Origin of the sequence: Streptomyces sp. NPDC014870 (genome assembly GCF_043081505.1) — a bacterium.
Lineage (GTDB): Bacteria > Actinomycetota > Actinomycetes > Streptomycetales > Streptomycetaceae > Streptomyces.
This window is the reverse complement of record NZ_JBIBWQ010000007.1, coordinates 24,822-51,102: the sequence shown is the minus strand read 5'-3', so window position 1 is coordinate 51,102 and position 26,281 is coordinate 24,822. Positions and strand designations below refer to the sequence as shown.

The 26,281-nt window shown below is 73.8% G+C and carries 23 protein-coding genes; 13 read left to right on the top strand and 10 right to left on the bottom strand.

Annotated features, from left to right (window positions below):
• The first annotated feature begins 328 nt into the window (after positions 1 to 328).
• Entirely contained in the window at positions 329 to 1,108 is a 780-nt protein-coding gene (locus tag ACF09C_RS20575) for a polyprenol monophosphomannose synthase (protein WP_362424410.1), read from the top strand.
• Positions 1,109 to 1,178: 70 nt separating this feature from the next.
• On the top strand, positions 1,179 to 1,778 hold the full coding sequence (gene fxsA / locus ACF09C_RS20570; RefSeq protein ID WP_392093083.1) for an FxsA family membrane protein: 600 nt from the start codon (positions 1,179 to 1,181) through the stop codon (positions 1,776 to 1,778).
• 95 nt (positions 1,779 to 1,873) lie between these two features.
• Here fxsA and ACF09C_RS20565 read toward each other — a convergent pair whose 3' ends face one another.
• From ACF09C_RS20565 to ACF09C_RS20550, 4 genes are all read right to left on the bottom strand, one after another.
• Positions 1,874 to 2,248, bottom strand: coding sequence for an RNA polymerase-binding protein RbpA (locus ACF09C_RS20565; RefSeq protein ID WP_026278069.1), 375 nt, complete (start codon positions 2,246 to 2,248; stop codon positions 1,874 to 1,876).
• Between the two features lie 255 nt (positions 2,249 to 2,503).
• Complete coding sequence (locus ACF09C_RS20560) at positions 2,504 to 3,868, bottom strand: MFS transporter (protein WP_362424404.1); 1,365 nt, start codon at positions 3,866 to 3,868, stop codon at positions 2,504 to 2,506.
• A gap of 43 nt (positions 3,869 to 3,911) precedes the next feature.
• Positions 3,912 to 4,676, bottom strand: a complete 765-nt coding sequence (locus ACF09C_RS20555) for a glycerophosphodiester phosphodiesterase (RefSeq protein WP_392093081.1) — start codon at positions 4,674 to 4,676, stop codon at positions 3,912 to 3,914.
• Positions 4,673 to 5,353 (bottom strand): YitT family protein, encoded by a 681-nt coding sequence (locus ACF09C_RS20550; RefSeq protein ID WP_392093079.1) that lies wholly within the window; start codon positions 5,351 to 5,353, stop codon positions 4,673 to 4,675. Before ACF09C_RS20550 ends, ACF09C_RS20555 begins: the two co-directional genes overlap by 4 nt.
• A 101-nt stretch (positions 5,354 to 5,454) precedes the next feature.
• Here ACF09C_RS20550 and ACF09C_RS20545 point away from each other — a divergent pair, with 101 nt between their 5' ends.
• The gene (locus ACF09C_RS20545; protein ID WP_392093077.1) at positions 5,455 to 6,954 is read left to right on the top strand and encodes a PLP-dependent aminotransferase family protein; all 1,500 of its coding nucleotides are present in this window, start codon (positions 5,455 to 5,457) and stop codon (positions 6,952 to 6,954) included.
• 64 nt (positions 6,955 to 7,018) lie between these two features.
• Here ACF09C_RS20545 and ACF09C_RS20540 read toward each other — a convergent pair whose 3' ends face one another.
• Both ACF09C_RS20540 and ACF09C_RS20535 read right to left on the bottom strand, forming a co-directional pair.
• Complete coding sequence (locus tag ACF09C_RS20540; RefSeq protein WP_392093075.1) at positions 7,019 to 8,650, bottom strand: hypothetical protein; 1,632 nt, start codon at positions 8,648 to 8,650, stop codon at positions 7,019 to 7,021.
• Between the two features lie 37 nt (positions 8,651 to 8,687).
• Positions 8,688 to 8,882, bottom strand: a complete 195-nt coding sequence (locus ACF09C_RS20535) for a hypothetical protein (protein ID WP_046907412.1) — start codon at positions 8,880 to 8,882, stop codon at positions 8,688 to 8,690.
• A 378-nt stretch (positions 8,883 to 9,260) separates the two neighbouring features.
• On the opposite strand from ACF09C_RS20535, the gene ACF09C_RS20530 reads away from it, so the two are divergent.
• The 6 genes from ACF09C_RS20530 (at position 9,261) to ACF09C_RS20505 (ending at position 18,597) form a co-directional block, all read left to right on the top strand.
• Complete coding sequence (locus ACF09C_RS20530; protein ID WP_392093073.1) at positions 9,261 to 9,653, top strand: ankyrin repeat domain-containing protein; 393 nt, start codon at positions 9,261 to 9,263, stop codon at positions 9,651 to 9,653.
• A gap of 253 nt (positions 9,654 to 9,906) precedes the next feature.
• On the top strand, positions 9,907 to 11,322 hold the full coding sequence (locus ACF09C_RS20525; RefSeq protein ID WP_392093071.1) for a HEAT repeat domain-containing protein: 1,416 nt from the start codon (positions 9,907 to 9,909) through the stop codon (positions 11,320 to 11,322).
• A 336-nt stretch (positions 11,323 to 11,658) separates the two neighbouring features.
• Complete coding sequence (locus tag ACF09C_RS20520) at positions 11,659 to 12,786, top strand: glycosyltransferase family 4 protein (RefSeq protein WP_392093069.1); 1,128 nt, start codon at positions 11,659 to 11,661, stop codon at positions 12,784 to 12,786.
• A complete protein-coding gene (locus tag ACF09C_RS20515; RefSeq protein WP_392093067.1) occupies positions 12,783 to 13,961 on the top strand; it encodes a glycosyltransferase in 1,179 nt (392 codons plus the stop codon). The genes ACF09C_RS20520 and ACF09C_RS20515 overlap by 4 nt, the downstream gene beginning before the upstream one ends.
• Positions 13,958 to 15,013, top strand: a complete 1,056-nt coding sequence (locus tag ACF09C_RS20510; RefSeq protein ID WP_392093065.1) for an SGNH/GDSL hydrolase family protein — start codon at positions 13,958 to 13,960, stop codon at positions 15,011 to 15,013. Before ACF09C_RS20515 ends, ACF09C_RS20510 begins: the two co-directional genes overlap by 4 nt.
• A complete protein-coding gene (locus tag ACF09C_RS20505; protein WP_392093063.1) occupies positions 15,010 to 18,597 on the top strand; it encodes a hydantoinase B/oxoprolinase family protein in 3,588 nt (1,195 codons plus the stop codon). Before ACF09C_RS20510 ends, ACF09C_RS20505 begins: the two co-directional genes overlap by 4 nt.
• Before the next feature lie 34 nt (positions 18,598 to 18,631).
• Here the strand turns inward: ACF09C_RS20505 and ACF09C_RS20500 are convergent, their stop codons facing one another.
• The 4 genes from ACF09C_RS20500 to ACF09C_RS20485 form a co-directional block, all read right to left on the bottom strand.
• Positions 18,632 to 19,495 carry a biotin-dependent carboxyltransferase family protein gene (locus ACF09C_RS20500; RefSeq protein ID WP_392093061.1) on the bottom strand — a complete coding sequence of 288 codons (864 nt, stop codon included), beginning with the start codon at positions 19,493 to 19,495 and terminating at the stop codon, positions 18,632 to 18,634.
• Entirely contained in the window at positions 19,492 to 20,118 is a 627-nt protein-coding gene (gene pxpB, locus ACF09C_RS20495; RefSeq protein ID WP_392093060.1) for a 5-oxoprolinase subunit PxpB, read from the bottom strand. Before pxpB ends, ACF09C_RS20500 begins: the two co-directional genes overlap by 4 nt.
• The gene (locus tag ACF09C_RS20490) at positions 20,115 to 20,879 is read right to left on the bottom strand and encodes a LamB/YcsF family protein (protein ID WP_392093058.1); all 765 of its coding nucleotides are present in this window, start codon (positions 20,877 to 20,879) and stop codon (positions 20,115 to 20,117) included. Before ACF09C_RS20490 ends, pxpB begins: the two co-directional genes overlap by 4 nt.
• A 93-nt stretch (positions 20,880 to 20,972) precedes the next feature.
• Entirely contained in the window at positions 20,973 to 22,253 is a 1,281-nt protein-coding gene (locus tag ACF09C_RS20485) for an MFS transporter (RefSeq protein WP_392093056.1), read from the bottom strand.
• A gap of 173 nt (positions 22,254 to 22,426) precedes the next feature.
• Between ACF09C_RS20485 and ACF09C_RS20480 the strand changes: the two genes are divergently transcribed.
• The 4 genes from ACF09C_RS20480 (at position 22,427) to ACF09C_RS20465 (ending at position 26,265) form a co-directional block, all read left to right on the top strand.
• Positions 22,427 to 23,176, top strand: a complete 750-nt coding sequence (locus ACF09C_RS20480) for a GntR family transcriptional regulator (RefSeq protein ID WP_392093055.1) — start codon at positions 22,427 to 22,429, stop codon at positions 23,174 to 23,176.
• Positions 23,177 to 23,309: 133 nt separating this feature from the next.
• Positions 23,310 to 24,845, top strand: coding sequence for a hypothetical protein (locus tag ACF09C_RS20475; protein WP_392093053.1), 1,536 nt, complete (start codon positions 23,310 to 23,312; stop codon positions 24,843 to 24,845).
• On the top strand, positions 24,842 to 25,309 hold the full coding sequence (locus ACF09C_RS20470) for a hypothetical protein (RefSeq protein ID WP_392093052.1): 468 nt from the start codon (positions 24,842 to 24,844) through the stop codon (positions 25,307 to 25,309). Before ACF09C_RS20475 ends, ACF09C_RS20470 begins: the two co-directional genes overlap by 4 nt.
• Positions 25,306 to 26,265, top strand: coding sequence for a hypothetical protein (locus tag ACF09C_RS20465; RefSeq protein WP_392093050.1), 960 nt, complete (start codon positions 25,306 to 25,308; stop codon positions 26,263 to 26,265). The genes ACF09C_RS20470 and ACF09C_RS20465 overlap by 4 nt, the downstream gene beginning before the upstream one ends.
• Positions 26,266 to 26,281 lie beyond the last annotated feature (16 nt).

Genomic DNA, 26,281 nt, shown 5'->3' with positions numbered 1-26,281 from the left:
ACGTCCGACCGGTTTCAAGCCTCAGGTCCAGCACCCGTGCCTCGGGGGCGAGGGAAGGTTTTTTCCGGCGGAGGGTGCGACCCGGGTGGGGCCCGGACGTCCAGTAGACAACGGCTCTCGGTCGACCCGCAGCCAGCGGGTTCCAGGTCGGCCCGAAGGGCGCCGGGCCCCGATCCGCACGCCCCGCGTGCCGCCGTCCGCCGCCCCGCAGGGGTGCCCCCGCCGCGGCCCCGGAGGGGGCACCGACGCGCGACCAGCCCCGCCGCGACCGACCCGCGAGACGGGCTCGCTATGGTGGGGGTTCGCGTATGTATCCGAAGGGGCAGTAGTGAACGACGGTGGCCAGAGGCGTTACGGCCCGCTCGGCAGAGCCTTGGTGATCATTCCGACCTACAACGAGGCGGAGAACATCAAGCCGATCGTCTCGCGCGTACGGGAAGCCGTACCGGAGGCGCACATCCTCGTCGCCGACGACAACAGCCCCGACGGCACGGGCAAGTTCGCCGACGAGATCGCCGCCGAGGACGACCACGTCCACGTGCTGCACCGCAAGGGCAAGGAAGGGCTCGGCGCCGCCTACCTGGCCGGCTTCCGCTGGGGCATCGAGCACGGCTACGGCGTCCTCGTCGAGATGGACGCCGACGGCTCGCACCAGCCCGAGGAGCTGCCCCGGCTGCTGACCGCCCTCAAGGGCGCGGACCTCGTGCTCGGCTCCCGCTGGGTCCCGGGCGGTCGCATCGTCAACTGGCCCAAGTCCCGCGAGTTCATCTCCCGCGGCGGCAGCCTGTACTCCCGCGTCATGCTCGACGTGCCGATCCGCGACGTCACCGGCGGCTACCGGGCCTTCCGCAAGGAGACCCTGGAGGGTCTGGGGCTCGAGGACGTGGCCTCGGCCGGCTACTGCTTCCAGGTCGATCTGGCCCGCCGCGCCGTCGCCGCCGGCTTCCACGTCGTGGAGGTCCCGATCACCTTCGTGGAGCGGGAGATCGGCGACTCCAAGATGAGCCGCAACATCGTCGTCGAGGCGCTGTGGCGGGTCACCGGCTGGGGTCTGACGGCCCGTGCGAACAAGGTCGGCAAGATGCTCGGGCGGAAGTCCGGGAGCTGAACCGGGGCCTCCGGTCCCGCTGATCCCTTCTTTACGACGTTCCGGCGGGGCGCCAGGCACACTGGGGGGCATGACGACCGGCGCACCGCCTCCCCTCGCCCCCAAGCGCTCACGCGCGCGTACGTTCCTCCCGCTGGCTCTGGCCGCCTGGACGGTCCTGGAGATCTGGCTGCTCATCGTGGTGGCGGGCAAGGTCGGCGGGCTGACCGTGTTCGCCCTGCTGGTCGGTGGCGCCGTCCTCGGTGCCGTGGTCATCAAGCGGGCGGGCCGCCGCGCCTTCAAGAACCTCACCGAGACCTTCCAGCAGGCCCAGGCGGCGGCGCAGAACGGAGCCCCGCCGCCGGCCGCCGACCGGACGGGCTCCCGCGACCGCAACGGCTTCCTGATGCTCGGCGGTCTGCTGCTCATGATCCCCGGCCTGATCTCCGACGCGGCCGGTCTGCTGCTGCTCGTCCCGCCCGTCCGATCGGTCCTCGGCCGGTACGCGGACAAGGTCGCCGAGCGCCGGATGGCCGCGGCGCCGCCCGGCAGCCTCCAGGACGCCTTCCAGCAGGCTCGTATCCACCGCCCGGACGGCAAGGTCGTCCAGGGTGAGGTCATCCGCGAGGACGCCCCTCAGGGCCCGGGCCCGCGGCAGCCCCAGGACCCCCGGCCGCCGCTGACGCCGTAGGCGCCAAGGGCGAGCCTCCTGACGAGCAACGCCGAGGGGCCCGGTACACACAAGGTGTACCGGGCCCCTCGGCGTTGCTCGAGCCGTGCCGTCCGTCAGGCGGACTTGCGGCTGTCGCGCGGATGCACGGCGATGTTCATGGCGCCGGAACGAAGGACCGCCAGCCGCTCGGCCAGCACCTCCTCCAGCTCCTCACGGGTGCGCCGCTCCATCAGCATGTCCCAGTGCGTACGCGCCGGCTTGCCCTTCTTCTCCTCGGGGCCGTCCCCGTCCACCAGAAGTGCCTGGCTGCCGCAGACCTTGCACTCCCACTCCGGCGGAATTTCCGCTTCCACAGAGAAGGGCATCTCAAAACGATGGCCCTTCTCGCATGCGTACTCCACGGCCTGGCGCGGGGCCAGATCGATGCCGCGGTCGGTCTCGTAGCTGGTCACCACGAGGCGCGTGCCGCGAAGAGCTCGCTCACTCATGAATCGTGCCTCCCGGGCTTGTCGCCCACAGGACAGGTGTCGCTGTCGTCGTCATCCGGTCAACGTCCGGTCGGCGGTAAAGATTCCCGTTCCGGGTCATGCGTCGCCCGTCGTGCCGCCCCTTGTTCTACCCACCAGTGCCCGGTTTGTCACATCTGGCAGCAGATGTCACCCAGCGTCTTCACCGAAGCAGCACGCAGTAACGGTCCGCCTGGCAGGCCAAAGGCGTACACTACCGGCCTTTCACTTCCGCGTCTAAATCCGCTCCGGAACCGGGTTGCCCGCGGCGGCCACGGCACGCCGTACCGGTACCCGCGCGAGCAGCAGAAAACCGGCCGCGAAGAAGATCACCAGGGAAATGATGGCATCCCGATAGCTGCCGGTCAGCTGATACGCGAGACCGAACACCAGCGGGCCCAGCCAGCTCAGGCCCCGGTCGCTCATCTCGTAGGCCGAGAAGTACTCCGCCTCCTTGCCGCGCGGCACCAGATGTGAGAACAGCGAGCGCGACAGCGCCTGGCTGCCGCCCAGCACCAGACCGATCGCCGCCGCCAGACAGAAGAACGCCACCGGCGCGCCGGCCGGCAGGAAGTATCCGGCGGCCAGGATCAGCGTCCAGATCGCCAGCGACCCCAGGATCGTGCGCTTGGCGCCGTACGTCCGCGCGAGCCGGCCCATGCCGAGGGCGCCGGCCACCGCGAGGACCTGCACCAGGAGCACCGCCGTGATCAGGGTCGTCTGGTCGAGGCCCAGCTCCTTGGAGCCGTAGATCGACGCCTGCGAGATCACCGTCTGCACCCCGTCGTTGTAGACGAGGTAGGCGAGCAGGAAGGAGAGCGTCAGCGGGTGCCGGCGCATGTCCCGCAGCGTCGCCATCAGCTGCCGCCAGCCGCCGCCGACCGCGCCCTCGCCCTGCGGCTGCACCCGCCGGTCGCGCAGCCGCCGCAGCGGTACGAGGGTGAACGCGCCCCACCACAGGCCCGCCGAGGCCAGACAGATCCGCACCGCCTCGCCCTCGGTGAGCCCGAAGGACTCGTGGCCCGAGTACAGGACCAGGTTCAGGACGAGGACCAGGGCGCCCGAGGTGTAGCCGAACGCCCAGCCGCGCGAGGAGACCGCGTCCCGCTCGTCCGGCTCGGCGATCTGCGGCAGATAGGCGTTGTAGAGCACCATCGAGACCGCGAGCGAGGCGTTCGCCACGATGAGCAGGAACGCGCCCAGCAGATACCGGTCGCCGCTCAGGAAGAACATGGCCCCGGTCGCCGCCGCGCCCGTGTAGGCGGCGGCGGCGAGCAGCGGCTTCTTGCGGCCGGTACGGTCCGCCACCGCGCCCACCAGCGGCATCACGAGCACCGCGACGATGATCGAGGCGGAGACGGCGTACGCGAAGAGCGAGCCCGCCCGCACCGGCACGCCCAGGGGATGGACGAAGCCCTCCGCGTCGGCCGCCGCCTCGGCGACCGACGTCAGGTACGGGCCGAGGAAGACCGTGACCACGCTCGTCGAGTAGACCGAGCAGGCGAAGTCGTAGAAGTACCAGCCGCGCTGCTCGCGTCTGCGGTCGGCAGGATCCGCCGGACCGGCGGCGGACCGGTCCGGTTCGGTGGTGTCGGCAGTCAAGACCGCGGCCCCCTCGTTCGTCCCCGTGGCGGGACGCGCGCGCTCAGACCCACACGCCCCGCTCGGTCAGGACTGTGCGCAGCGTCTCCAGATGATCGGTCATGATGCCATCGACTCCGAGATCCAGGAGAGAGTTCATCCGCTCCGGATCGTTGACCGTCCAGACGTGCACCTGGAGCCCCCGGGCGTGGGCCTCGCGGACGAAGCGGCGGTCCACGACCGGGATGCCGCCCTGGCTCTCCGGGACCTGCGCCGCGACCGCGCCCGCCCGGATCGCCGCCGGGATCCCGAGCGAGCGCAGCCGCAGCCCGAGGACGCCCTTGACGCCGTACGAGGTGGCGAGCCGCGGCCCCGCGAGGCGCTGCGCGCGGGCCACCCGGCTCTCGGTGAAGGAGCCGACGCAGACCCGGTCCCAGGCCCCGGTCCTGCGGACCAGGTCGACCAGCGGAGCCAGCGAGGACTCCGCCTTGAGGTCCACGTTCCAGCGGGCCTCCGGGAACTCGTCCAGGAGTTCCTCGAAGAGCGCCAGCGGCTCCTTGCCCGCCACCCGCGCCTCGCGGACGGCGTCCCACGGGAGGTCGCGGATCCGGCCGGTGGTGTCGGTCACGCGGTCGAGCGTGGAGTCGTGGAAGGCGACCAGGGCGCCGTCCGCGGTGGTGTGCACATCGGTCTCGAAGTACCGGTAACCGGCCGCCGCGGCCCGTCGGAAGGCGGCCGCGGTGTTCTCCAGGCCGTCCGCCGCGCCGCCGCGGTGGGCGAAAGGGATGGGGGACGGGTGGTCGAGATAGGGGTGGCGTACGCGAGTCACGGCCGCAGTATCGCCTGTTCCGGTGTCCCGGAGGCGACGACGGCGCTGCTCGCGTTCTGCTCGGGGATGGCGAACCGGCGCAGGAAGAACTGCGCGAGGGGGCCGATGGACAGCGCGTACAGGACCGTGCCGACGCCGACGGAGCCGCCGAGCAGGAAGCCGGTGGCGACCACGGCCACCTCGATAGCGGTACGCACGAGCCGGATCGAGCGGCCGGTGAGCCGGTGGAGGCCGGTCATCAGGCCGTCCCGGGGGCCGGGGCCGAAACGGGCGGCGATGTAGAGGCCGGTCGCCACGCCGTTGAGGACGATGCCGAGGACGAGGAGGGAGATCCGAGCGAGCAGCCCCTGGGCGTCGGGGACCAGGGCGAGGGTGCCGTCGATGGCGAGGCCGATCGCGAAGACGTTGGAGACCGTCCCGAGGCCCGGCTTCTGCCGGATCGGAATCCACAGGAGCAGGACGAGCGCCCCTACGACGATCGAGACCGTTCCCATGGTCAGCCCGGTCCTCTCGGCGAGACCCTGGCTGAGGACGCCCCACGGCTCGAGGCCGAGACCGCCGCGCACCAACAGCGCCGCGCTGCACCCGTACAGCGCCAGTCCGATGTACAGCTGCGTCAGCCGGCGGGTCAGTCGGCGGCCGGAGAGCCGGCCGCGGAGGCCGGTGGCGATGGACAAGGTGGTGCCCCCTGTGCGGTGGTGGTGGACTGGGTCATGACACTCTGTGGGGAGCGATCGGATGCCAACCATGGCCAATTCGAGGAAGGTGGACTGATTCCATGGCTCAGTGGACCTCGGCCGTCGGGCCGGCTCAGCTCGCCCGGCAGCTCCAGGCGCAGCAGCCCCGCCCCGCCGGGCCGGGCACGCGCAAGCCGCCCGCGTACCGCGCCCTCGCCGACGGCATCCGCCTGCTCGTCCTGGAGGGCCGGGTGCCCGTCGCGGCCCGGCTGCCCGCCGAGCGCGAGCTCGCGGTCGCGCTGACGGTGAGCCGGACGACCGTGGCCGCCGCGTACGAGGCGCTGCGCGCCGAAGGGTTCCTGGAGTCGCGGCGCGGGGCCGGCAGCTGGACCGCCGTACCGGCCGGGAACCCGCTGCCCGCGCGCGGCCTGGAACCGCTGCCGCCGGAGTCGCTCGGCTCGATGATCGACCTCGGGTGCGCGGCGCTTCCCGCCCCCGAGCCGTGGCTGACCCGGAGCGTCCAGGGCGCCCTCGAGGAGCTGCCCCCGTACGCCCACACGCACGGGGACTACCCGGCGGGGCTGCCCGCGCTGCGCCAGATGCTCGCCGACCGCTACACCGAGCGGGGCATCCCGACGATGCCCGAGCAGATCATGGTCACCACCGGCGCCATGGGCGCGATGGACGCGATCTGCCATCTGTTCGCGGGGCGCGGCGAGCGGATCGCCGTCGAGTCGCCCTCGTACGCCAACATCCTCCAGCTCATGCGCGCGGCGGGCGCCCGTCTGGTGTCCGTGGCCATGGCCGAGGGGCTGGCCGGCTGGGACCTGAACCGCTGGCGCCAGGTGCTGCGGGACGCGGCGCCCCGCCTCGCGTACGTCGTCGCCGACTTCCACAACCCGACCGGCGCCCTGGCCGACGAGGACCAGCGACGGCAGCTGGTGGACGCCGCCCGGTCGGCGGGCACGGTGCTCGTCGTCGACGAGACGATGTCCGAGCTGCACCTGGACGAGGGCCTGACGATGCCACCGCCGGTCTGCTCCTTCGACCCGTCCGGCGCCACGGTGCTCACGGTCGGTTCGGCGAGCAAGGCGTTCTGGGCGGGCATGCGGATCGGCTGGGTCAGGGCCGCGCCCGACGTGATCCGCTCGCTGGTGGCCGCGCGGGCCTACGCGGACCTGGGGACCCCGGTCCTGGAACAGCTCGGCGTCAACTGGCTGATGCGGACCGGCGGCTGGGAGCAGGCCGTCTCGATCCGCCGGGCCCAGGCGCGCGAGAACCGCGACGCGCTGGTGGCGGCGGTGCGGGCGGAGCTGCCCGAGTGGGAGTTCCACGTCCCGGCCGGCGGCCTGACTCTCTGGGTCCGCACGGGCGGGCTCTCCGGCTCGCGGATCGCCGAGGTCGGCGAGCGGGTCGGGGTCCGGGTGCCCTCGGGGCCGCGCTTCGGTGTCGACGGCGCGTTCGAGGGGTATGTGCGCCTGCCGTTCACCGTCGGCGGCCCGGTCGCGGAGGAGGCCGCGGCCCGGCTGGCGGCGGCGGCCCGGCTGGTGGAGTCCGGGGCGGGCACGGGCAACGAACAGCCGCGGGCGTTCGTGGCGTAGCGCGCGCAGACGGCGAAGGGCGCCCCCGGCTCGGGGGCGCCCTTCGCCGCGATGCGGGCGGCGGTCAGCCCTCCGCGGGGACCGGGGCGGGGCCGAGGTCCAGGGTGGGGCCGGCGGTCGTGGCCCGGGGCGGGGCCGGGGCCGGATCCGGGGCCGAACCGGGGGCCGGCGGCACCGCCGTCGCCGTCGCGTCCTGCCGCTCCGGCAGCAGGGCGAGCACGGCCTGCCGGTGCGCCTCGCCGGTCGCCTCGTCGTACGGATCCGGCGTCGCCGGCACCTGCAGGCGCAGCACCGGTCCCGTACCGAGCCGGGCGTACCCCCGCCCCGGCGGGACGGACGGGGTCGGTGTCGTGTGCGGCGCGGCGCCGAGGACCGACGCGATCTGGCCGGGTGCGGCGGGGCCGAGGACGACGCGGGCGCGGGTGTGCGTCCGTACCGTCTCGCTCAGCGCGTCCGCGCCGTCGAACTGCTCGGCCACCACCACCGTGACCTGTACGGTCCGACCGTGCCGCAGCGGTACCTGGAGGAGGTCCTGCGGGTCGGGACGCCCGTCGGCCGCGGCCAGGTGGCCGAGGATGCTCGGCCGGTCGAGGAGGATCCACAGCGGGCGCCGGGTGTCGTCGGGCGCGGGACGGCCCGCCTGCCGGGCCCGGTTCGCGGCGATCAGCCGCCGCTCGGTCTCGTGCGCCGCCCACTCCAGGCTCGCGAGCGCGCCCGCGAGACCGCACTCGACGGCCAGGACGCCCGCCCGGCCGGTCAGACAGGCGTACTCGCCGGTGCCGCTGCCCTCGACGATCAGCACATCGCCGTACGGCAGGGTCTGCAGGGCGATCGAGCGCAGCAGGGAGGTCGTGCCGGCGCCGGGCTGGCCCACCGCGAGCAGGTGCGGCTCGGTCGAGCGGGGGCCCGTCCGCCAGAGCACCGGGGGCGCGTCCTCCTCGCCGTCGGCGGTGACGACCGGCACCGTCCGCTGGACGGCGTCGGCGTCCGTGAAGCCGAGGACCGTCTCGCCCGGCACGGTGACGAAGCGCTGGGCGGCGATCGTGGTGGGCAGGGCGGGCAGCACGCTCATCACGAGCTGGTTGCCCTCCTCGTCCCAGTCGAAGAGGTACTCCCGGCCGCGCCCGGACTTGGCGTGCAGCAGCTGCTCGATCCTGGCCCGGGAAGCCGCCTCGCCGTCGGTGAAGTACGCGGGATAGCGGATGCGCAGCCGAGTGAGGCGGCCGTCGTCGTCGAAGGAGAAGTCCCCGAAGGCGCCGCTCCAGTCGCCGCCGTGGGCGAAGAGGGGAGCCGGGTCCTCGGGGACGGAGAGATACGGCACCAGTGCCTCGTAGAGGCCCTGGAGCCGTTCGACCTCGGCGTCGTCGGGCCCGGTCTTCACGACCGGGCGCTCACGACCCGTCCACGCGGCCGCGCCCATCACCGAGACGAGGGCGAGCAGCGGACCGTAGGGGACGAGCGCGACGACGAGGATGCAGGCCGCGACCAGGAGCAGCGTGGGACCGCGCCGCTCCTTGGGGGTCGCGGCCCACCTGGCGCGCGCGGTCGCGGCCAGCTTCCGCAGACCACGCGAGATGGTGATCAGCGGATGGAGCACGTCGGTGGCGCTGTCGGCGGCCGTGCGAGCGATCTCTCGACTGCGAGCGATCCGGTCGCTGCCGCTGGTCAGAATGCGGGGGAGTGGTCGCCGGGCCACGTCGTACTCCTGGAGTTGTGGAAGGGACTGTCGGGCGTCAGAACTTGATCCCGCCCAAGAGGCTGGCGAGGCTCTGGCCGCCTGCGGTGATGCTCGGGGCGATGGCGGTGCCCGCGAGGTAGAAACCGAAGAGGGCGCTGACGAGGGCGTGGGACGCCTTCATGCCGTCCTTCTTGAAGAACAGGAAGCAGATGATGCCGAGCAGGACCACGCCTGAGATGGACAGGATCATTTGGGGTTCTCCTGGTTGAGGGGACAGTCACCATGAGTCCTTCCAGGTTCACAGCAAGTATCTATGCGATTAAAGGTGCATATGGGTGAAAGTCGGGCGATTTCACTTGACTGGCGGACATGGGGGGCTTGCCCGAGTTGCGGGTGGGGTTGCGGGTGGGGTCGAGGGCGGGTCGGGCCGGTCCGGGACAGCTGGGGTTGAGTCGGGTTCAGCTGGGGTTGCATCACGTTTGAGCTGCGGTGATCTTTGCCGTGGACGCCTCGCGTCATGTCGTCCGACGGGCAGTACCCTGTCGATTCACCCGTACGGCTGCGCTTGCCGTGCGCAGGTCAAGATTCACGGTTCTGGGTTCCGAGGAACGAAAGGCGGGTACGTCGGATGAGCGAGACTCCGGACCCCGAGGTCATCGAGCTGGCGAGCAAGGTCTTCGAGCTGGCGCGCACCGGCGACGCCGAGGCGCTGGCCGCCTACGTCGACGCGGGCGTACCGGCGAACCTCACCAACGACCGGGGCGACTCGCTCGTCATGCTCGCCGCCTATCACGGCCACGCCGACGCGGTCGCCGCCCTGCTGGCCCGAGGCGCCGACGCCGACCGCGCGAACGACCGCGGCCAGACCCCGCTCGCGGGCGCGGTCTTCAAGGGCGAGGACGCCGTCGTGCGCGCGCTGCTCGCCGGCGGCGCAAATCCGGAAGCGGGGACTCCGTCTGCCGTGGATACTGCTCGGATGTTTGGGAAGGCGGAACTCCTGGAGCTGTTCGGGAGCCGCTGAGGTTCCGGGCGGTATCCGGATGAACGGGTGCTGAACCCCAGGTGAGAGCGGTGTCGTAAATGTGGTCGCGGTGGCGAAATGGCTGGGTCATCATGACGTCGGGCCCGCAAGGGGCCACCGACGAGAGGCAGAGGAAGATGGTCAACACCAAGCGAAGGACGACGGGCGGCTCGACATGTTGCTGCGCGGCCTAGGCGATCACCAGTGCCCCGTACTTCCGGTCGTGTCGACAGCTTGATGTGAGGCGTCTTCCATGTTCGATCCAGTCATAGCGCCGAGCGGCACCCTGCTCGGCCTGCTGCAGAGGGGCCGCGGCGACGGCACCCTGCACGCCCTCGCCGCCCCCCGTGCCGAGGCCCTCGCGGCCCTCAACCACTGCGTTCTCAGCGACCCCCGCCACGACTGGCAGGTCGAGAACCGGTCCCTCTACTACGCGCGGCTCTACCTCGACCTCGCCGGCGGGCTCGACGCGATCGAGGCCCACCTCTTCGGCGCCGAGGACCAGCTCGACACCGAGGAGAACCGGACCGGGCTCGCGCTCGCCGTCCTCGGCCACCTCGCGTCCTACGGGCGCCAGGACGCCCTGCTGCTGCTCCGGCGGTACGCCGCGACCGGCACGAACTGGGCCTGGGCCCTCGACGAGCTCGCCCTGCGCGACGACGACACCGGGCTGCGCGCCCTCGCGCTCCCCGTCCTGGCCCGCTTCCCGGCCGGCCGCGAAGGCGACGCCGAGCTGGCGAGCGCCGTACGGGACGCCTTCGAGCCCCGCCCGTGGCGGCTGTGGGCCGAGGACCAGCGCGACGCCGTGGGCGCCCGGGTCAGAGCCGCCCAGGAACAGGGCTCCTTCGACCGCTGGCAGCGCCAGATGCGGCCGAGCGGGCCCCGGCCCGGCTGGAGCGTCCAGGCGGTCTTCGACTGGGCCCAGGAGGGCCTGGAGCGCGGCGCCGCACTGCACGGTCCTGCCGCGCGCTGCCTGACCGCCGTCGCCGGACCCGAGGACCGGCCGCGGATCATCGAGGCCGCCCGCAGCGGACCCGACGGGGCGCGCTGCGCCGCCCTGCACTACCTGGCCGAATCATGCGATCCCGCCGTCCTCGACCTGATCGAGGCCGCGGCCGGCGCTGACTCCCGTACCGTCGCCGACGTCGCCGTCGCCGCGTTCGAGCGGATGCGCGGCGAGCCCGCCGTCGACCGCGCCCGGGGCTGGGTCCACCGGCCCGACGCGCTCGGCGCCGCCGCCGGCGCCGTCCTCGCCTGCCGGGGCGGGGCCCAGGACTCCCTGCTCGTCCTCGGCGCGCTCCGCGAGACCGTCCGGGCCGAAGGCCCCGACGCGACCGCCCTCTACGCCCTGGTCGACGGCGCCGGGCGGCTCGGCATCGGCTGCGCCGCGCCCGTGCTGCGCCACGTCTACCGGGAGACCGCCTCCTCGCAGCTCCGCGGCCGGACCGCCCGCGCCCTCGCCGCCACCGACCCGACCTTCCCGACGGGCTTCGCCGTCGAGTGCCTCTGGGACTGCGAGGAGACCACGCGCGAGGTCGCGGCCCTGCACGCGGAGACCGGTGACGTCCGCGTCGCCGAGCGGCTGCGGCGGCTGGCCGCCGACCCGGCCGAGGAGGCCGAGGTACAGACGGCGGTCCGCAACCGCATAGGGCCCGACCTCCAGGTCTGAACCCGCCTGACGCCCGCGGCCCACCCTGCATGGGAGCCCGGCACCCGCCGTCCACCGGCGGGTGCCGAGGCGCGTGGGGGCGTGGCCGGGTCGGGTGCCGGGCCGCGGGCGGGTTGTCGGGGCCGGCCCCGGCGGGGCGCTGATTCCCGGCCTCGGACGAGAGGCTGATTCCCGCCTCGGGCCAGGCGCCGACTTCGCCGTCGGGCGGGGCGTCGGATCGGCTCCGTACCGGCCCCCGGGCCCTGCTCCGGCCCAGGGGCAAACGCTCATGGGACGTTCCCCGGGCGTCCAGATCCCCGTCGGCGGGAACACGCCGGGCGCGACGACAACACCGGTATGCGTGTCGTCATCGTCACCGAATCCTTCCCACCCGATGTCAATGGTGTGGCGCACTGCGCCCAGCAGACCGCGCGCCACCTCGTCCGCCGCGGACATGACCCGCTCGTCGTCGCCCCGGCCGTCGCCGGAGCCACCGACACCCTGGACGCCGACGCCCCGTGCCCCGTCGTCCGCGTGCCGTCCCTGCCCCTCCCCGGCTACCCCCAGGTGCGCGTCGCGCTCCCCAGCCGCCGCCTCGCCACGGCCATCGCCGCGCACCGGGCCGACGTCGTCCACCTCGCCGGCCCCTTCGTGCTCGGGGTACGCGGGATGGCGGCCGCGACCCGCCTCGGCCTGCCCGCCGTGGCCGTCTACCAGACCGACCTCGCCGGATACGCCCGCACCTACATGGGCGCGGGGGAGGGCGCCGCCTGGCGCAGGCTGCGGGCCGTCCACGGCGCCGCGGACCGCACCCTCGCGCCGTCCACCGCCGCCGCGCGCGACCTGGAGACCCACGGCATCGGCCGCGTACGGCTCTGGCGGCGCGGCGTCGACACCGTGCGCTTCCGCCCCGACCTGCGCGACGAGGCCCTGCGCCGCGCACTCGCCCCGAACGGCGAACTCCTCGTCGGCTACATCGGCCGCCTCGCCCCCGAGAAGCACGTCGAACTGCTCTCCGGCGTCTGCGGACTGCCCGGCGTGCGCGTCGTGGTCGTCGGCGACGGGCCCAGCGAACCGGCCCTGCGCGCGGCCCTGCCCGGCGCCCGGTTCCTCGGCCGCCGCACGGGCGACGACCTGGCCAGGATCTTCGCCTCGCTCGACGTCTTCGCCCACACGGGTCCGTACGAGACGTTCTGCCAGACCGTCCAGGAGGCCATGGCCAGCGGCGTCCCGGTCGTCGCCCCCGCCGCCGGCGGCCCCCTCGACCTCGTCGACCACCGAAGAACCGGTCTCCTCGTCCCGCCGGACGACACCGCCGCCCTGCGCGACGCGGTGGCCTCCCTCGCGGCGGCACCGGCCCTGCGCGCCGCCTACGGGCGGGCGGGCCGGACGGCCGTCGAGAGCCGGACCTGGGAGGCCGTCGGCGACGAGCTGATCGGCCACTACCTGGAGGTCCTGCGCGACCGGACGGCGGTGGCGGCATGAGAGGCCCCGCGACAGCCCGCCCGCTGCGCATCGTCCGGCTCGCCAACTTCGTCACCCCCACCTCGGGGGGCCTGCGCACCGCCCTCGAACAGCTCGGTCGCGGCTACCTCGCCGCCGGGCACGAGCCCGTCCTCATCGTCCCCGGCGACGTGGAGAGCGACCGTCTCACCGACCAGGGGCGGATCATCACCCTGCCGGGACCCGTCCTGCCCGGAACCGGTGGCTACCGCGTCCTCGCCGACCGGCGCCGCGTCCGCGGGATCCTGGAGGAACTCGCCCCCGACCGGATCGAGGTCTCCGACCGCACGACCCTGCGCTGGACAGGGGAGTGGGCACGTCGGGCCAGGGTGCCCTCGGTGATGGTCTCCCACGAGACCGCCAACGGTGTCCTGCGGACCTGGGGCGTACCGGCGGCCGCCGCCGCCGGCGCCGCCGACCGGCTCAACCGCCGTACCGCGTGGGCGTACTCACGGATCGTGTGCACGACCGAATGGGCCGAGCGGGAGTTCGTCCGGATCGGCGCCCGCAACGTCCTGCGTGCGCCGCTGGGCGTGGACCTGGAGCGGTGCCGCCCCCAGCGGCACAGTGCCGCGCTGCGCGCCGCGCACGCGGGCGGCGAGGGGGTCCTGCTGCTGATGTGTTCGCGGCTCTCCGTGGAGAAGCGCCCGGGCACCGCCCTCGACGCGCTCGCCCGGCTCCGGGGCCAAGGGGTCGGGGCCACGCTCGCCGTCGCCGGTGAGGGGCCGCTGCGGGGCGCGCTGGAGCGCCGGGCCCGGGAGGAACGGCTCCCGGTCCGCTTCCTGGGGCACGTCGCCGACCGCGAGGCCCTGGCCGACCTGCAGGCCTCCGCCGACCTGTGCCTGGCCCCCGGACCGGCCGAGACCTTCGGCCTCTCGGCCCTGGAGGCCCTCGCCTGCGGCACGCCCGTCGTGGTCAGCGCCTCCTCGGCGCTCCCGGAGGTCATCGGCGACGCCGGCGCCTGCGCGTCGGACGACCCGGCGGACTTCGCCGCCGCGGTGCGCACGCTGCTCGACCGCCCGGAGCCGGTCCGCCGCGCGGCGGCACGCGCGCGTGCCGAACTCTTCGGCTGGGACCGTTCGATCGCCGCGTTCCTCGACGCGCACGAGGCGGCCCCCGCCACGATCCTCGTTCCGCAGCAGGGGGTGCGGACATGACCACGACGGTCCCCGCCCCGGAGGAAGCTGCCGAGGAAGCCCGGGAGGAAGCCGTGCCGCCGGGCGCGACCCTGGCATCGGATCCAATATCCAATACCCCGGCCCCACTGCCCTGGATATCGGATCCAATCCCTGCCCGAAGTGCCGCCGTCCCCGCCCCGCGCCGCGCGACCGGATCCGATCCGGCGGCGCCCCCGCCGCTGCGGTTCGCCGTCCTCGGCGACTCCCTCAGCGAGGGCGTCGGCGACCGGGTCGACGGCGCCTGGCGCGGCTGGGCGGCCCTGCTCGCCGAGGGCCTCGCGGGGCCGGGACAGCGCCTGGAGTTCCGCAATCTCGCCGTCAGCGGAGCCCAGAGCCGGGAGGTCGCGGAGTACCAGGCGCCCGCGGCGGTGGCGTTCCGGCCCGACCTCGCCTCCGTGGTCGTCGGCGTCAACGACACCCTCCGCCACACCTTCGACATCGAACAGCTGGCCCGCCGCCTCGACCGTGTCTGCGCGGACCTCACCGCGAGCGGAGCCGTCCTCCTCACCGCCTGCCTGCCCGACCCGGGCCGGATGCTCGCCCTCCCCGCCCCGCTCGCCCGCCCGCTCGCCCGGCGCCAGCGGGCGGTGAACACCCTCGTCCACGCGCTCTCCAGCCGCTACGACGCCGTCCACCTCCACCTCGCCGACAGCACGTGGACCGACGACAGGACCCTGTGGAGCGCGGACCGGCTGCACCCCGGCGAGCGTGGCCACCGGGCGATCGCCGCGCGCTTCCACGACCTGCTGAGCGCCAGGGACCTCGCCCATGGCGCCCCGCCCTCGCCCGAGCCCCGGCAGCCGCCGCCCACCCGTACGGAAGCGGTGCTCTGGCTCGCCACCGCGGGCACCGGCTGGGTCCTGCGGCGCTGCACCGACCTGCTGCCCCAGCTCCTGCACCTGGCGGGCGCCGAACTGGGCCACCGGGCACGCGGCACCGACGACCGGCTCGACCGGAAGGCCGAACACGCCCTGAAGGCCGCGCTCGCGGCCGTGTCCCTGGAGGCCCCGGTGGCCACAATGGGGGAATGACCGGGCGCTGGGAGTTCTGGATCGACCGAGGCGGCACGTTCACCGACATCGTGGGCCGGCGGCCCGACGGGCGGCTCGTCACCCGCAAGCTGCTCTCCCACGACCCCGCCCGTCCGCACGACGCGGCCGTCGCGGGCATCCGCCTCCTCCTCGGGCTCGGCCCCGACGAGCCGGTCCCCGCCGACCGGGTCTCCGTGGTCAAGATGGGCACCACCGTCGCCACCAACGCCCTGCTGGAGCGGCGCGGGGAACCGACGGTCCTCCTCGTCACCGAGGGCTTCCGTGACGCCCTGCGCATCGCGTACCAGAACCGGCCCCGGCTCTTCGACCGGCACATCGTGCTCCCCGAGGCCGTGTACGAACGCGTCGTGGAGGTCCCCGAACGGGTCGACTCCCAGGGCCGGACGGTCCGTTCCCTCGACGAGGACGCCGTCGCCGCGGAGCTGCGGGCCGCCCACCGCGACGGCTACCGCTCCGCCGCCGTGGTCCTGCTGCACGGCTACCGCAGCCCCGCCCACGAGCGCCGGATCGCCGACCTCGCCCGCGCGCACGGATTCACCCAGGTCAGCTGCTCCCACGAGGTCAGTCCACTGATCAAACTCGTCCCGCGCGGCGACACCACCGTCGTCGACGCCTACCTCTCGCCGATCCTGCGCCGGTACGTCGACGAGGTGGCCCGCGAACTCGCCGGGATCCGGCTCATGTTCATGCAGTCCAACGGAGGCCTGCGCGAGGCGGCCCACTTCCGGGGCAAGGACGCCGTCCTGTCCGGACCGGCCGGCGGTGTCGTCGGCATGGCCCGGACGTCCGAGCAGGCCGGTTTCGGCCGGGTCATCGGCTTCGACATGGGCGGCACCTCCACCGATGTGTCTCACTACGCGGGCGAGTTCGAGCGTGAACTCGGTACACAGGTCGCGGGCGTCCGCATGCGTGCCCCCATGATGAACATCCACACCGTCGCGGCGGGCGGCGGCTCCGTCCTCCACTACGACGGCAGCCGCTACCGCGTCGGCCCCGACTCCGCGGGCGCCGTCCCCGGCCCCGCCTGCTACCGCGGGGGCGGGCCGCTGACGGTCACCGACGCCAACGTGATGCTCGGCCGTGTCCAGCCCGCCCACTTCCCCGCCGTGTTCGGCCCAGAGGGCGACCAGCCGCTCGACGACACCGTCGTACGGGAGGGGTTCACCGCCCTCGCCCGGGAGATCGGAGACGGCCGCACGCCCGAGGAGGTCGCCGCCGGCTTCCTGGAGATCGCCGTCCTCAACATGGCCAACGCCGTCAAGAAGATCTCCGTCCAGCGCGGCCACGACATCACCCGCTACGCCCTCACCAGCTTCGGCGGCGCCGGCGGCCAGCACGCCTGCGCGGTCGCCGACGCCCTGGGCGTCGACACCGTCCTCGTACCGCCGCTGGCCGGTGTCCTCTCGGCGTACGGCATCGGCCTCGCCGACGCCACCGCGATGCGGGAACGTTCGGTCGAGGCCGAACTCGACGCGGAAGGCACGCACGCGCGCGTGGCGGAGCTCTGTGCCGAACTCGCCGAGCGCACCAGGGAGGACCTGCGCGCCGACGGGCTGCCCGACTCCGCGATCACCACCCACGCGCGCGTGCTCCTGCGCTACGCGGGCACGGACGCGAGCCTCCAGGTCGACCTCGCCCCGGCCGAGCGGATGCGCGCGGCCTTCGAGGGAATCCACCGCGCGCGGTACGCCTTCACCATGGAGCGGCCGCTCGTCGTGGAGGCCGTGTCCGTCGAGGCCGTGGGCCTCGCCGGACCCCACGGTCCCGTGGTCGTCGACGCGGGCGCCGGGAAGGGAGCCCCCGAACCCCGCGCCACCGTACGGACGCACCATGGCCGCACGGCCCTCGACACCCCGCTGTACCGCCGGGAGGACCTCCGCCCCGGAGACACCGTCACGGGCCCCGCGATCCTCGCCGAGGCGGACGCGACCACCGTCGTCGACCCCGGCTGGCGCGCCGCCGTCGGCGACGGCGGGCACCTCGTCCTCACCCGCGCCACACCCCGCCCCGCGCGCGTGGCGGTCGGCACGGACGTCGACCCGGTCCTCCTGGAGGTCTTCAACAACCTCTTCATGGCGATCGCCGAGCAGATGGGTGTACGCCTGGAGAACACGGCCCACTCCGTCAACATCAAGGAGCGGCTCGACTTCTCCTGCGCCCTGTTCGACCCCGAGGGCAACCTGATCGCCAACGCGCCCCACATCCCCGTCCACCTCGGCTCCATGGGCGAGTCCATCAAGGAGGTGCTGCGGCGCGGCGGCGACGAGCTGCGCCCGGGTGACGTATACGCCATCAACGACCCGTACCACGGCGGCACCCACGTGCCGGACGTGACCGTGGTGACGCCGGTCTTCGACGAGGCGGGCCGCGAACTGCTCTTCCTCGTCGCCTCGCGCGGGCACCACGCCGAGATCGGCGGCATCACCCCCGGCTCCATGCCCGCCTTCAGCCGGACCGTCCACGAGGAGGGCGTCCTCTTCGACAACTGGCTGCTCGTACGGGACGGCCGGCTGCGCGAGGACGAGACGAGGGCGCTGCTCACCGGCGCCCCGTACCCGTCCCGAGACCCGGACACCAACCTCGCCGACCTGCGCGCCCAGGTCGCCGCCAACGAGAAGGGGATCGAGGAACTGCGCGCCATGGTCGACCAGTTCGGCCTCGCCGTCGTCCACGCCTACATGCGGCACGTCCGCGCCAACGCCGAGGAGTCCGTACGCCGGATCGTGGCGGGTCTCCGGGACGGCTCCTGCCGCTACGAGACGGACGGCGGCGCCGTCGTCCGGGTGGCGGTCCGCGTCGACCGTGAACGGCGCTCCGCCGTCCTGGACTTCACGGGCACCTCGCCGCAGCTGCCCGGCAACGCCAACGCGCCCACCTCCGTGGTCATGGCCGCCGTGCTGTACGTCTTCCGGACCCTCGTCGACGACGACATCCCCCTCAACAGCGGCTGCCTGGAGCCCCTGGACGTCCGCGTGCCGCCCGGCTCGATGCTCGCGCCGCGCTACCCGGCGGCGACGGTCGCGGGGAACGTGGAGACCTCCCAGGCGGTCACCGGCGCCCTCTACGCGGCCCTGGGGGTCCAGGCCGAGGGCTCGGGCACGATGAACAACCTGACCTTCGGCAACGCGCGCGTGCAGTACTACGAGACCGTCGCGAGCGGTTCCGGAGCGGGCGAGGGCTTCGACGGCGCCGACGCCGTCCAGACCCACATGACCAACTCCCGGCTCACCGACCCGGAGATCCTGGAGTGGCGCCACCCGGTCCGGGTGGACTCCTTCGCCGTACGGAGGGACAGCGGCGGGACCGGCCGCTGGCACGGCGGCGACGGCGTCGAACGCCGGATCCGCTTCCTGGAACCGATGACCGTCACCCTGCTGACCGGCCACCGCCGGGTCCCGCCGTACGGAATGGCGGGCGGCGGGCCGGGACGGCTCGGGGAGAACCTGGTCGAACGCGCCGACGGCACGGTCGACCACCTCGGCGGGGTCGACACGACCGAGGTCGCCCGTGACGACGTCCTCGTCCTACGTACCCCGGGCGGCGGGGGCTACGGCACGCCGTGAGACCGTACCCAGCCCCCAAGCCGTACGGTTCGCCTCAGCGCACGGGCACGAACCGCACCACCGTCCCCGGCACCGCCTGCGCCGCCGCGGCCAGGTCGGCCTCCCGCACCACCGCGACGACCGGATAGCCGCCGGTCGTCGGGTGGTCGGCGAGGAAGATCACCGGCCGGCCGTCCGGCGGCACCTGGACCGCGCCCAGGACCATGCCCTCGCTGGGGAGTTCGGCCGTCACCGCCCGCTCCAGTCGCGGTCCCTCGGTCCGCAGGCCGATGCGGTTCGTGGCGGGGGAGACCCGGTACGCGCGCGTGACCAGGGTGCGCAGGGCCGCCGGGGTGAACCAGTCGTCACGCGGGCCCAGCCGGACCCGGAGGACGAGTTCGTCCGCCGCGCCCGGCCAGGGGGGAGCGTCGACCCACCCCCGTGGGGCCGACTCCGCTCCCAGCGGCAGCACGGCCCCGTCCGCCAGCGGCGCCGGGCCGAGCCCGGACAGCAGGTCGGTCGAGCGGCTGCCGAGGACGGGTTCGACGGCGAGCCCGCCCCCGAACCCCACGTACGCGCGCAGGCCACGAGTGGCCCGCCCCACATCGAGGAGCGCCCCCGCAGGTACCCGTACCGCCGTCCCCCAGGCGGCCGGCCGGCCGTCGACCGTGACCGGGCACGGCGCGCCGCCCACGGCGACCGTCACCGGACCACGGGGCCGTACCGCGCACCCGTCGACCGTGGTCTCCAGGACGGCCGCGTCCTCGGGGTTGCCCACGAGCCGGTTCACCAGGCGGGCAGCGCCCGGATCCAGCGCCCCGGAGCGGGGCACGCCCAGATGCGCGTACCCGGTCCGCCCCAGGTCCTGCACGGTGGTCAGCGCACCCGCCCGGACCACCGCCAACGCACGATCGGTCACCGGCTCTCCACGACGAAGCGCACCCGGGCACCGGGCGTGAGCAGCGCCGCGGGCTCACGGCCCGCGTCCCACAGCACCGCGTCCGTGGAGCCGATCAACTGCCAGCCGCCGGGCGAGGAGCGCGGATAGACCCCGGTGTACGGCCCCGCGAGCGCGACCGACCCGGCGGGGACGGCCGTCCTCGGCGTCGCCCGCCGCGGTACCTGGTACTGCTCGCCGAGCCCGGTCAGATACCCGAAGCCCGGCGCGAACCCGCAGAACGCGACCCGGAACTCGGTGGCCGAGTGGATCCGGACCGCCGTCTCCACGGACACCCCCCAGAGCGAGGCGACCTCGGCCAGATCGGGCCCGTCGTAGCGGACCGGTACCTCGACGGCCCGCTCCACGCGCGCGTGGAGCGGCGGAACCGACCACTCCCGAAGCTGCCCGGCCAGCACGTCCGGCGCGTCGACCCCGTCGAGCAGCACCGTCCGCGCCGCCGGCACGATCTCCCGTACGGACGGCAGCACACCGCCCGCCCGCCGCCGCAGCAGCTCGGCGTGGAACGCCTCCGTCTCCGTCCCGCTCCCCAACTCGACGAGCAGCGCCCGCTCGCCGACCCGGTACACCCGTCGCGCCTTCATACGAACGCCTCCACCCTGACTCCGGTCGCCTCCAGTTCGGCGCGCACCCGCCGGGCCAGGCCGACCGCGCCCGGGGTGTCGCCGTGCAGACAGAGCGAACGCGCCCGTACGGCGACGGACCGGCCGCAGTGCGCGGTGACCACCCCGAACCTGGCCATGGACACCGACCGTTCCACGACCTCGGCCGGATCGGTGACGACGGCCCCCTCCTGCCCCCGTGGCAGCAGGGAACCGTCGGCCGTGTACGCCCGGTCGCCGAAGGCCTCGGTCACCACCGGCAGCCCCGCCTTCCCGGCCGCCTCGTGCAGCCGCGAACCGGGCAGCCCGAGCACGGGCAGCCCGCCGCCCGCGAGCAGCACACCGGCCACGACGGCCGCCGCCTGCGCCTCGTCCCGGACCACCCTGTTGTACAGCGCGCCGTGCGGCTTGACGTACGCCACCCGCGCACCGGCCGCCCGGGCGAACACGTCGAGCGCGCCGATCTGGTACGCCACCTCGGCGGCCAGCTCGTCCGCCGGGACGTCCATCGAGCGCCGGCCGAACCCGGCCAGGTCCCGGTAGGAGACCTGGGCCCCGATCGTCACGCCTCTCTGCGCCGCCAGATCGCAGACGCGGCGCATGGTGACCGCGTCCCCGGCGTGGAAGCCGCAGGCCACGTTGGCGCTGGTGACGACGGAGAGCAGCTCCTCGTCGTCGGTGAGCGTCCAGCGGCCGAAGCCCTCGCCGAGGTCGGCGTTGAGATCGATCGAGGCCGAGGTCATGGTGGTTCCTTCCGTCACGTGCGGCGGCGCGGGCGGCTCAGGCCGCGACGCGGTGTTCGGCGTCTCGCCCATGGGTGACAACCGCCGCGGGGGTCATACCAGTTCTTTTCCGCGGGTCTCCGGCAGGCCGAGCAGGGCCAGGACCGCGAGCCCGTAGCCGATCGCCCCGAACACCAGCGCGCCGCCGACGCCCCAGCTCTCGGCGAGGAAGCCCACCAGCGTCGGGAAGACGGCGCCGACCGCGCGCCCGGTGTTGTACGTGAAGCCCTGCCCCGTGCCCCGTACCGCCGTCGGGTACAGCTCGGCGAGGAAGGAACCGAACCCGCTGAAGATGGCCGACATGCAGAAGCCGAGCGGGAACCCGAGGACGAGGAGCAGCGTGTTCGCCCCGGACGGGATGTTCGTGTAGGCGAGGACGGACAGCGCCGACAGGGCGGCGAAGAGCGCGATGTTCTTCTTCCGGCCGAGCCGGTCGGTGAGGTACCCGCCGGTCAGATACCCGATGAAGGCCCCGGAGATCAGGAACGCCAGATAGCCGCCGGTGCCGACGACCGTCAGCCCCCGTTCGGTCTTCAGGAAGGTCGGCACCCAGGTGGCGAGCGTGTAGTAGCCGCCCTGCACGCCGGTCGAGAGCAGTACGGCGAAGAGCGTGGTGCGCAGCAGGGACGGCTTGAAGATGGCCGTGAACGAGCCGCGTTCGGCCGAGTCGCGCCGGATCTCGGCGGCCTGCGGGGCGTCCTCGACGTTCCGCCGGACGTAGACCACGAGCAGCGCGGGCAGGGCGCCCGTCCAGAACATGACCCGCCAGGCGAGATCGGCCTCGACGAACGCGAAGACCAGGGTGTACACGATCACCGCGAGCGCCCAGCCGGCCGCCCACGCGCTCTGGATGGCGCCGAGCGTACGGCCCCGGTGCTTGGCGGAGGCGTACTCGGCGACCAGGATCGCGCCGACCGCCCACTCGCCGCCGAAGCCGAGGCCCTGGAGGGCGCGGAAGACCATCAGGGTCTCGTAGTTGGGCGCGAAGCCGCACAGGACGGTGAAGAGCGCGTAGGTGATGACCGTGATCATCAGCGCCTTCACCCGGCCGATGCGGTCGGCCAGGATGCCGGCCAGCGCGCCGCCGACCGCCGAGACGACCAGGGTGACCGTGGTGAGCAGACCGGTCTGTCCCTTGTCGAGGCTGAAGTAGGCGGCGATCGCCACCATCGAGAGCGGCAGGGTGAAGAAGTCGTAGGAATCCAGGGCGTATCCGCCGAACGCGCCGCCGAAGGCGCGGCGCCCGCGCGGCCCGAGGGCGCGCAGCCAGGCGAACGCGCCCGTGTCGTCGGGCCGTTCGCCCTGGGTCTGCTGCTGGGTCTGTGTCGTGCTCATCTGCACCTCGCAGAGGGGGAGGAGCGTGCCTGAGAGACGTACTGAAGGACCGTGCGGTGTTGTCAAGGTAGGGGATCGTTGAACGATCCGACAAGAGGCATGTCGTCACGTTCTTGTTTCCGGGCGGCGGCTGCGATTGACTCGGCCGCGAACGACGAGAGGAACGAGGCGCGGTGGGCGGAATCGGCGGAAGCGGCGGAACGGGTGGAATCGGGCAGTCCGGTGAACTCGGCGAACTCGCCGACGACCGGGCGCTGCTCGGGCGGACCAGCACGGCGGAGCGCGTGGCGGACATCCTGCGCACCCGGATCGCCGAGGGCTTCTTCCCGCCCGGCACCCGGCTCTCCGAGGACAGCATCGGCGGCGCGCTCGGGGTCTCCCGCAACACCCTGCGCGAGGCGTTCCGGCTGCTCACCCACGAACGGCTGCTCGTCCACGAACTCAACCGGGGGGTCTTCGTCCGGGTGCTCGCCGTCGAGGACGTCGCCGACATCTACCGCACCCGCCGGCTCGTCGAATGCGCGGTCGTGCACGCGCTGGGGGAGCCGCCGTTCGCGGTGGACGGACTCCTCGCCGCCGTCGAGGAGGGCAGGGCGGCCGCCGGCGCGGAGGACTGGAGGGGTGTCTCCACCGCCAACATCCACTTCCACCGCGAACTGGTCGCCCTCGCGGGCAGCGCGCGCACGGACGAGCTGATGCGGGGCGTCCTCGCCGAACTCCGGCTCGCCTTCCACATCGTCGACGACCCGCGCGGACTGCACGAGCCTTATCTCGTACGAAACCAGGAGATTCTGGACGCTCTGCTCGCCGGGGAACGCGAGACGGCGGAACAGCTTCTGGCCGGCTACCTCGACGACTCCCGCACCCGGGTCGCCGCGGCGTACGCCAAGGCGGTCGACGAACCGGACCGGGCGGAGGCGTAGCGGCGGCCCGCGGCCCCCGGAGGGACGGAGGGCGGCCCCCCCGGAGGGACGGGGGCGGCGGAGGCCCCGGCGCGGCCGGGTCGTATCTGCGCCGTTTCGACCGTTGTCAGTTCGAGGACCTAATCTGTGCACCGTGACTTCGCCTGCCTCGACGGACCTCGTTCCGCCCCAGCTCAGCGCGGGGCCGCGGCCCGCGCCGGGTCCGGCCGCCGACGAAGGGCTCGCGCGGCGGCTCCGCGCGCTCGCGTGCACCGCCCCGCTGCACGACCTGGACACGCGCAAGGCGAACCTGGCGGGTGAGTACTCGGTCTACGCGATGGCCGAGGTCGCCCTCTCCGCCATCGACCTCGTCACACTCAACATGGACTTCGACACGGGCGCCGACCACGAGCAGATCGTCTCGCGCCTGCTGCCCCGCGTCGCCGCCCAGGCCCCCGAGCGCCCCGCCGCGGAGCACGAGCGGGTCGCCCGCTGGGTCCTGGAGAACCTGATCAACGTCGGCAGCGTGGACCGCGGCTTCCGCGCCGTCTACGGCACCTTCGGCGCGGACGGCGTCTACACCCGTCGCGACTACGACTTCAAACTGATCGAAGAGGTCCCGGGCTACGGCGGCGGGGTCTACCTCCGGACGACCGACGAAGCGGTCAACGTCCTGGTCGGAGCCCTGGACACCGATGTCACCAGCGCCCAGATCGCCGCCGAGGTGAAGCTGGAGGTGCTGATCAGCAGGGGCCGGCTCGCCGACGCCCAGCTCGCCGCCGAGCAGGCGCGGTACCGCACCGTGCAGTACGCCGAGACCCTCCGCAGGACCCTGGAGGCGACCCGTCGGAACGTGCGCGCGGTGGACTGGCTCGAGACCGTCCCCGACATGATCGCCGAGGCCCTCGACCACGTCGCCGACCGCTACCGCCACGAGAACGCGATCCTCACGAACATCCGCAAGGCCCGCGACGAGGCCGAGGAGCCCGAGCACAAGCGCCGCGCCGCCGAACTCGTCGACATCGTCAAGGACTGCATCCGCCGTCACACCCAGCTCCAGTCCCGCCTCCTGGAGGCGGGCCCGCTCTTCCGCGCGGAGCAGGACCGGCAGGCCTTCGCCGCGCCGACCTCGTACACCGGGATAGACCTCTACGGTCAGCTCGTCGCGCCGATCCTGCCGCTCCCCGTCGAGCGGGCGACCCGGGTCACCGACGCGTTCTTCGCCCGCGGCACCGGCCTGCGCACCCCCGCCTCCGTGCGCGTCGGCGACCTCGTCGAGATGCTCCTCACCCCGCCCGTCGAGCGCGAGCACCTGGGCGCGGAGATGCCCGAACCCGACCTGATCGCGACGCCCGACGACAGCCGCTTCAGCGACGAGCAGCTGGCGCGCGCGAAGGAGCTGCTCGACCTGGAGCACGACGCCCCGCGCCGCCTCTCCGGCCTGCTCGCCGAGGCCCGTCTGCGCGACCCCGGCGACACCGATCTCCCGTACCTGGTCGCCCTGCTCGCCGTCCACGCCGCGAGCCCGCCGGTCGGCACCGCGTACCGCCAGGGCGAGGAGCGCCTGCTCTTCGCGGTGGACGACGGCACGCAGCTGGACGACCCGGAGTTCGGCGGTGCCGACCTGATAGTCGGTACGGCACTCCTGGACGCGCTCGGCATGGCCGCGGACCGCACGGAGGCCTCATGACCACCGAGCAGAAGGCCCCCGCGACGGTCCCCGAGGCACGGGAGGCTTCCGAGACTCCCGCCACTCCGGAGGCTCACGCCGCTCCGCAGACCCCCGCGACTCCCGTGCCGGGCACGCACGTACCCGCCCAGCCCCCGGCCCCCATGGTCCTGGGGGTCGTGCCCGTACCTCCGCCCGCGACGCCCGTCCGCCGGAGTCCCGCGCCGTTCGTGCGGGCCATGCGGCTCGCCGTCACCCGCCCGGTCGGGGCGGACCCGGCCCCGCCCAGGCGGCCCGCCGTGCGCGTGATCCCGGTCCGCCTCCCGCTGCCCCGCCCCGAAGCGCCCGAGCCGACCGCGGCGACGGAACCGTCCGATGCCCCCGAGCCGACCGCAGCAACGGAACAGACCGCGGCGCCCGAGCCGACCGGACCGCCCGCACCACCGACGACCCGCACCATCCGTACCGAGGAGCCCCAGCCGTGAGCGAACACCACGCCGAGCACGCCGACGCGTGGAGCGAGCCGGAGCCCCCGCACACCCCCGCCGCCACACCGGGCACACCAGCAACACCGGTCACGTCAGCCGCACCGCACCACGGCACCCAGGCCGCGGCGCACGCGGTCACCCCCGCCGACGCGGCCGACGCCGCACGGCTCGTCTCCTTCGGGCTCCAGCCCAAGCTGCTGCCCGCCCGCGACACCGAGTACACCGAGCTGCTCCGGCGCTACCGCGAGGACCCCGCCTTCGCGCGTCTCGCCGACGCCGTCGCCACCGGCCTCGGTCTCGTCGTCCTCGAGGTCTCCCCGCGCGCGGGAATGGCCGTCACCGCGGGCGAGGACTCCGTCTTCGCCGTCCGCATGGGCGACTACGCCCGCCGCGCCAACACCGACTCGGCCGACCGCTTCCTGCACGGACTCGCCCACCTCGCCGTCGCCGCCATGGCCTTCCCCCGCCCCGAGGACCTCGCCGACGACGGCTACATCGGCCGGCTCACCGTCAACGGAGTCGACGCCTTCGTACGCCAGGCCTGCCGCCGGCTCGAAGAGCGCGCCGAGGAGCTGGGCGAGAACACCGACCCCGCGTCCGACGCCCCCGGCCTGGAGGCCGCCTGGCGGATCTACGCCCGCCGCAGCTCCACCGGCGCCACCAAGGACGCCCGCCGCCTGGCCGGCTCCACCACCGGCATCGTCGGCAAGGCCGTCGCCTTCCTCACCGACTCCGGCTTCCTCCAGCGCACCGGCGACGACTCCGGCGGCGCCTACCGCACGACCGCCCGCTACCAGCTCCAGGTCCGCGACATGGCCGGCAGCGCCGCCATGGCCGAGCTGCTCGACCTCGGCGTGGTCCCCGTCAGCGACGGCAGTGCGACGCTCCTGCCGCCGCCACAGGGCGACGACCTGGACCTCGCCGCCGACGCCGGCCTGCCCTTCCACGCCTGACCGCCAGACTGCAGAA

Bases quoted from the DNA above. Each gene is read 5' to 3' on its own strand.
- ACF09C_RS20505 (WP_392093063.1), top strand. From the start codon at position 15,010: ATGACCGGGCGCTGGGAGTTCTGGATCGACCGAGGCGGCACGTTCACC.
- fxsA (WP_392093083.1), top strand. From the start codon at position 1,179: ATGACGACCGGCGCACCGCCTCCCCTCGCCCCCAAGCGCTCACGCGCG.
- ACF09C_RS20530 (WP_392093073.1), top strand. From the start codon at position 9,261: ATGAGCGAGACTCCGGACCCCGAGGTCATCGAGCTGGCGAGCAAGGTC.
- ACF09C_RS20535 (WP_046907412.1), bottom strand. From the start codon at position 8,882: ATGATCCTGTCCATCTCAGGCGTGGTCCTGCTCGGCATCATCTGCTTC.
- ACF09C_RS20490 (WP_392093058.1), bottom strand. From the start codon at position 20,879: ATGACCTCGGCCTCGATCGATCTCAACGCCGACCTCGGCGAGGGCTTC.
- ACF09C_RS20525 (WP_392093071.1), top strand. From the start codon at position 9,907: ATGTTCGATCCAGTCATAGCGCCGAGCGGCACCCTGCTCGGCCTGCTG.
- ACF09C_RS20485 (WP_392093056.1), bottom strand. From the start codon at position 22,253: ATGAGCACGACACAGACCCAGCAGCAGACCCAGGGCGAACGGCCCGAC.
- ACF09C_RS20520 (WP_392093069.1), top strand. From the start codon at position 11,659: ATGCGTGTCGTCATCGTCACCGAATCCTTCCCACCCGATGTCAATGGT.
- ACF09C_RS20510 (WP_392093065.1), top strand. From the start codon at position 13,958: ATGACCACGACGGTCCCCGCCCCGGAGGAAGCTGCCGAGGAAGCCCGG.
- pxpB (WP_392093060.1), bottom strand. From the start codon at position 20,118: ATGAAGGCGCGACGGGTGTACCGGGTCGGCGAGCGGGCGCTGCTCGTC.
- ACF09C_RS20565 (WP_026278069.1), bottom strand. From the start codon at position 2,248: ATGAGTGAGCGAGCTCTTCGCGGCACGCGCCTCGTGGTGACCAGCTAC.
- ACF09C_RS20515 (WP_392093067.1), top strand. From the start codon at position 12,783: ATGAGAGGCCCCGCGACAGCCCGCCCGCTGCGCATCGTCCGGCTCGCC.
- ACF09C_RS20545 (WP_392093077.1), top strand. From the start codon at position 5,455: ATGGCTCAGTGGACCTCGGCCGTCGGGCCGGCTCAGCTCGCCCGGCAG.
- ACF09C_RS20470 (WP_392093052.1), top strand. From the start codon at position 24,842: ATGACCACCGAGCAGAAGGCCCCCGCGACGGTCCCCGAGGCACGGGAG.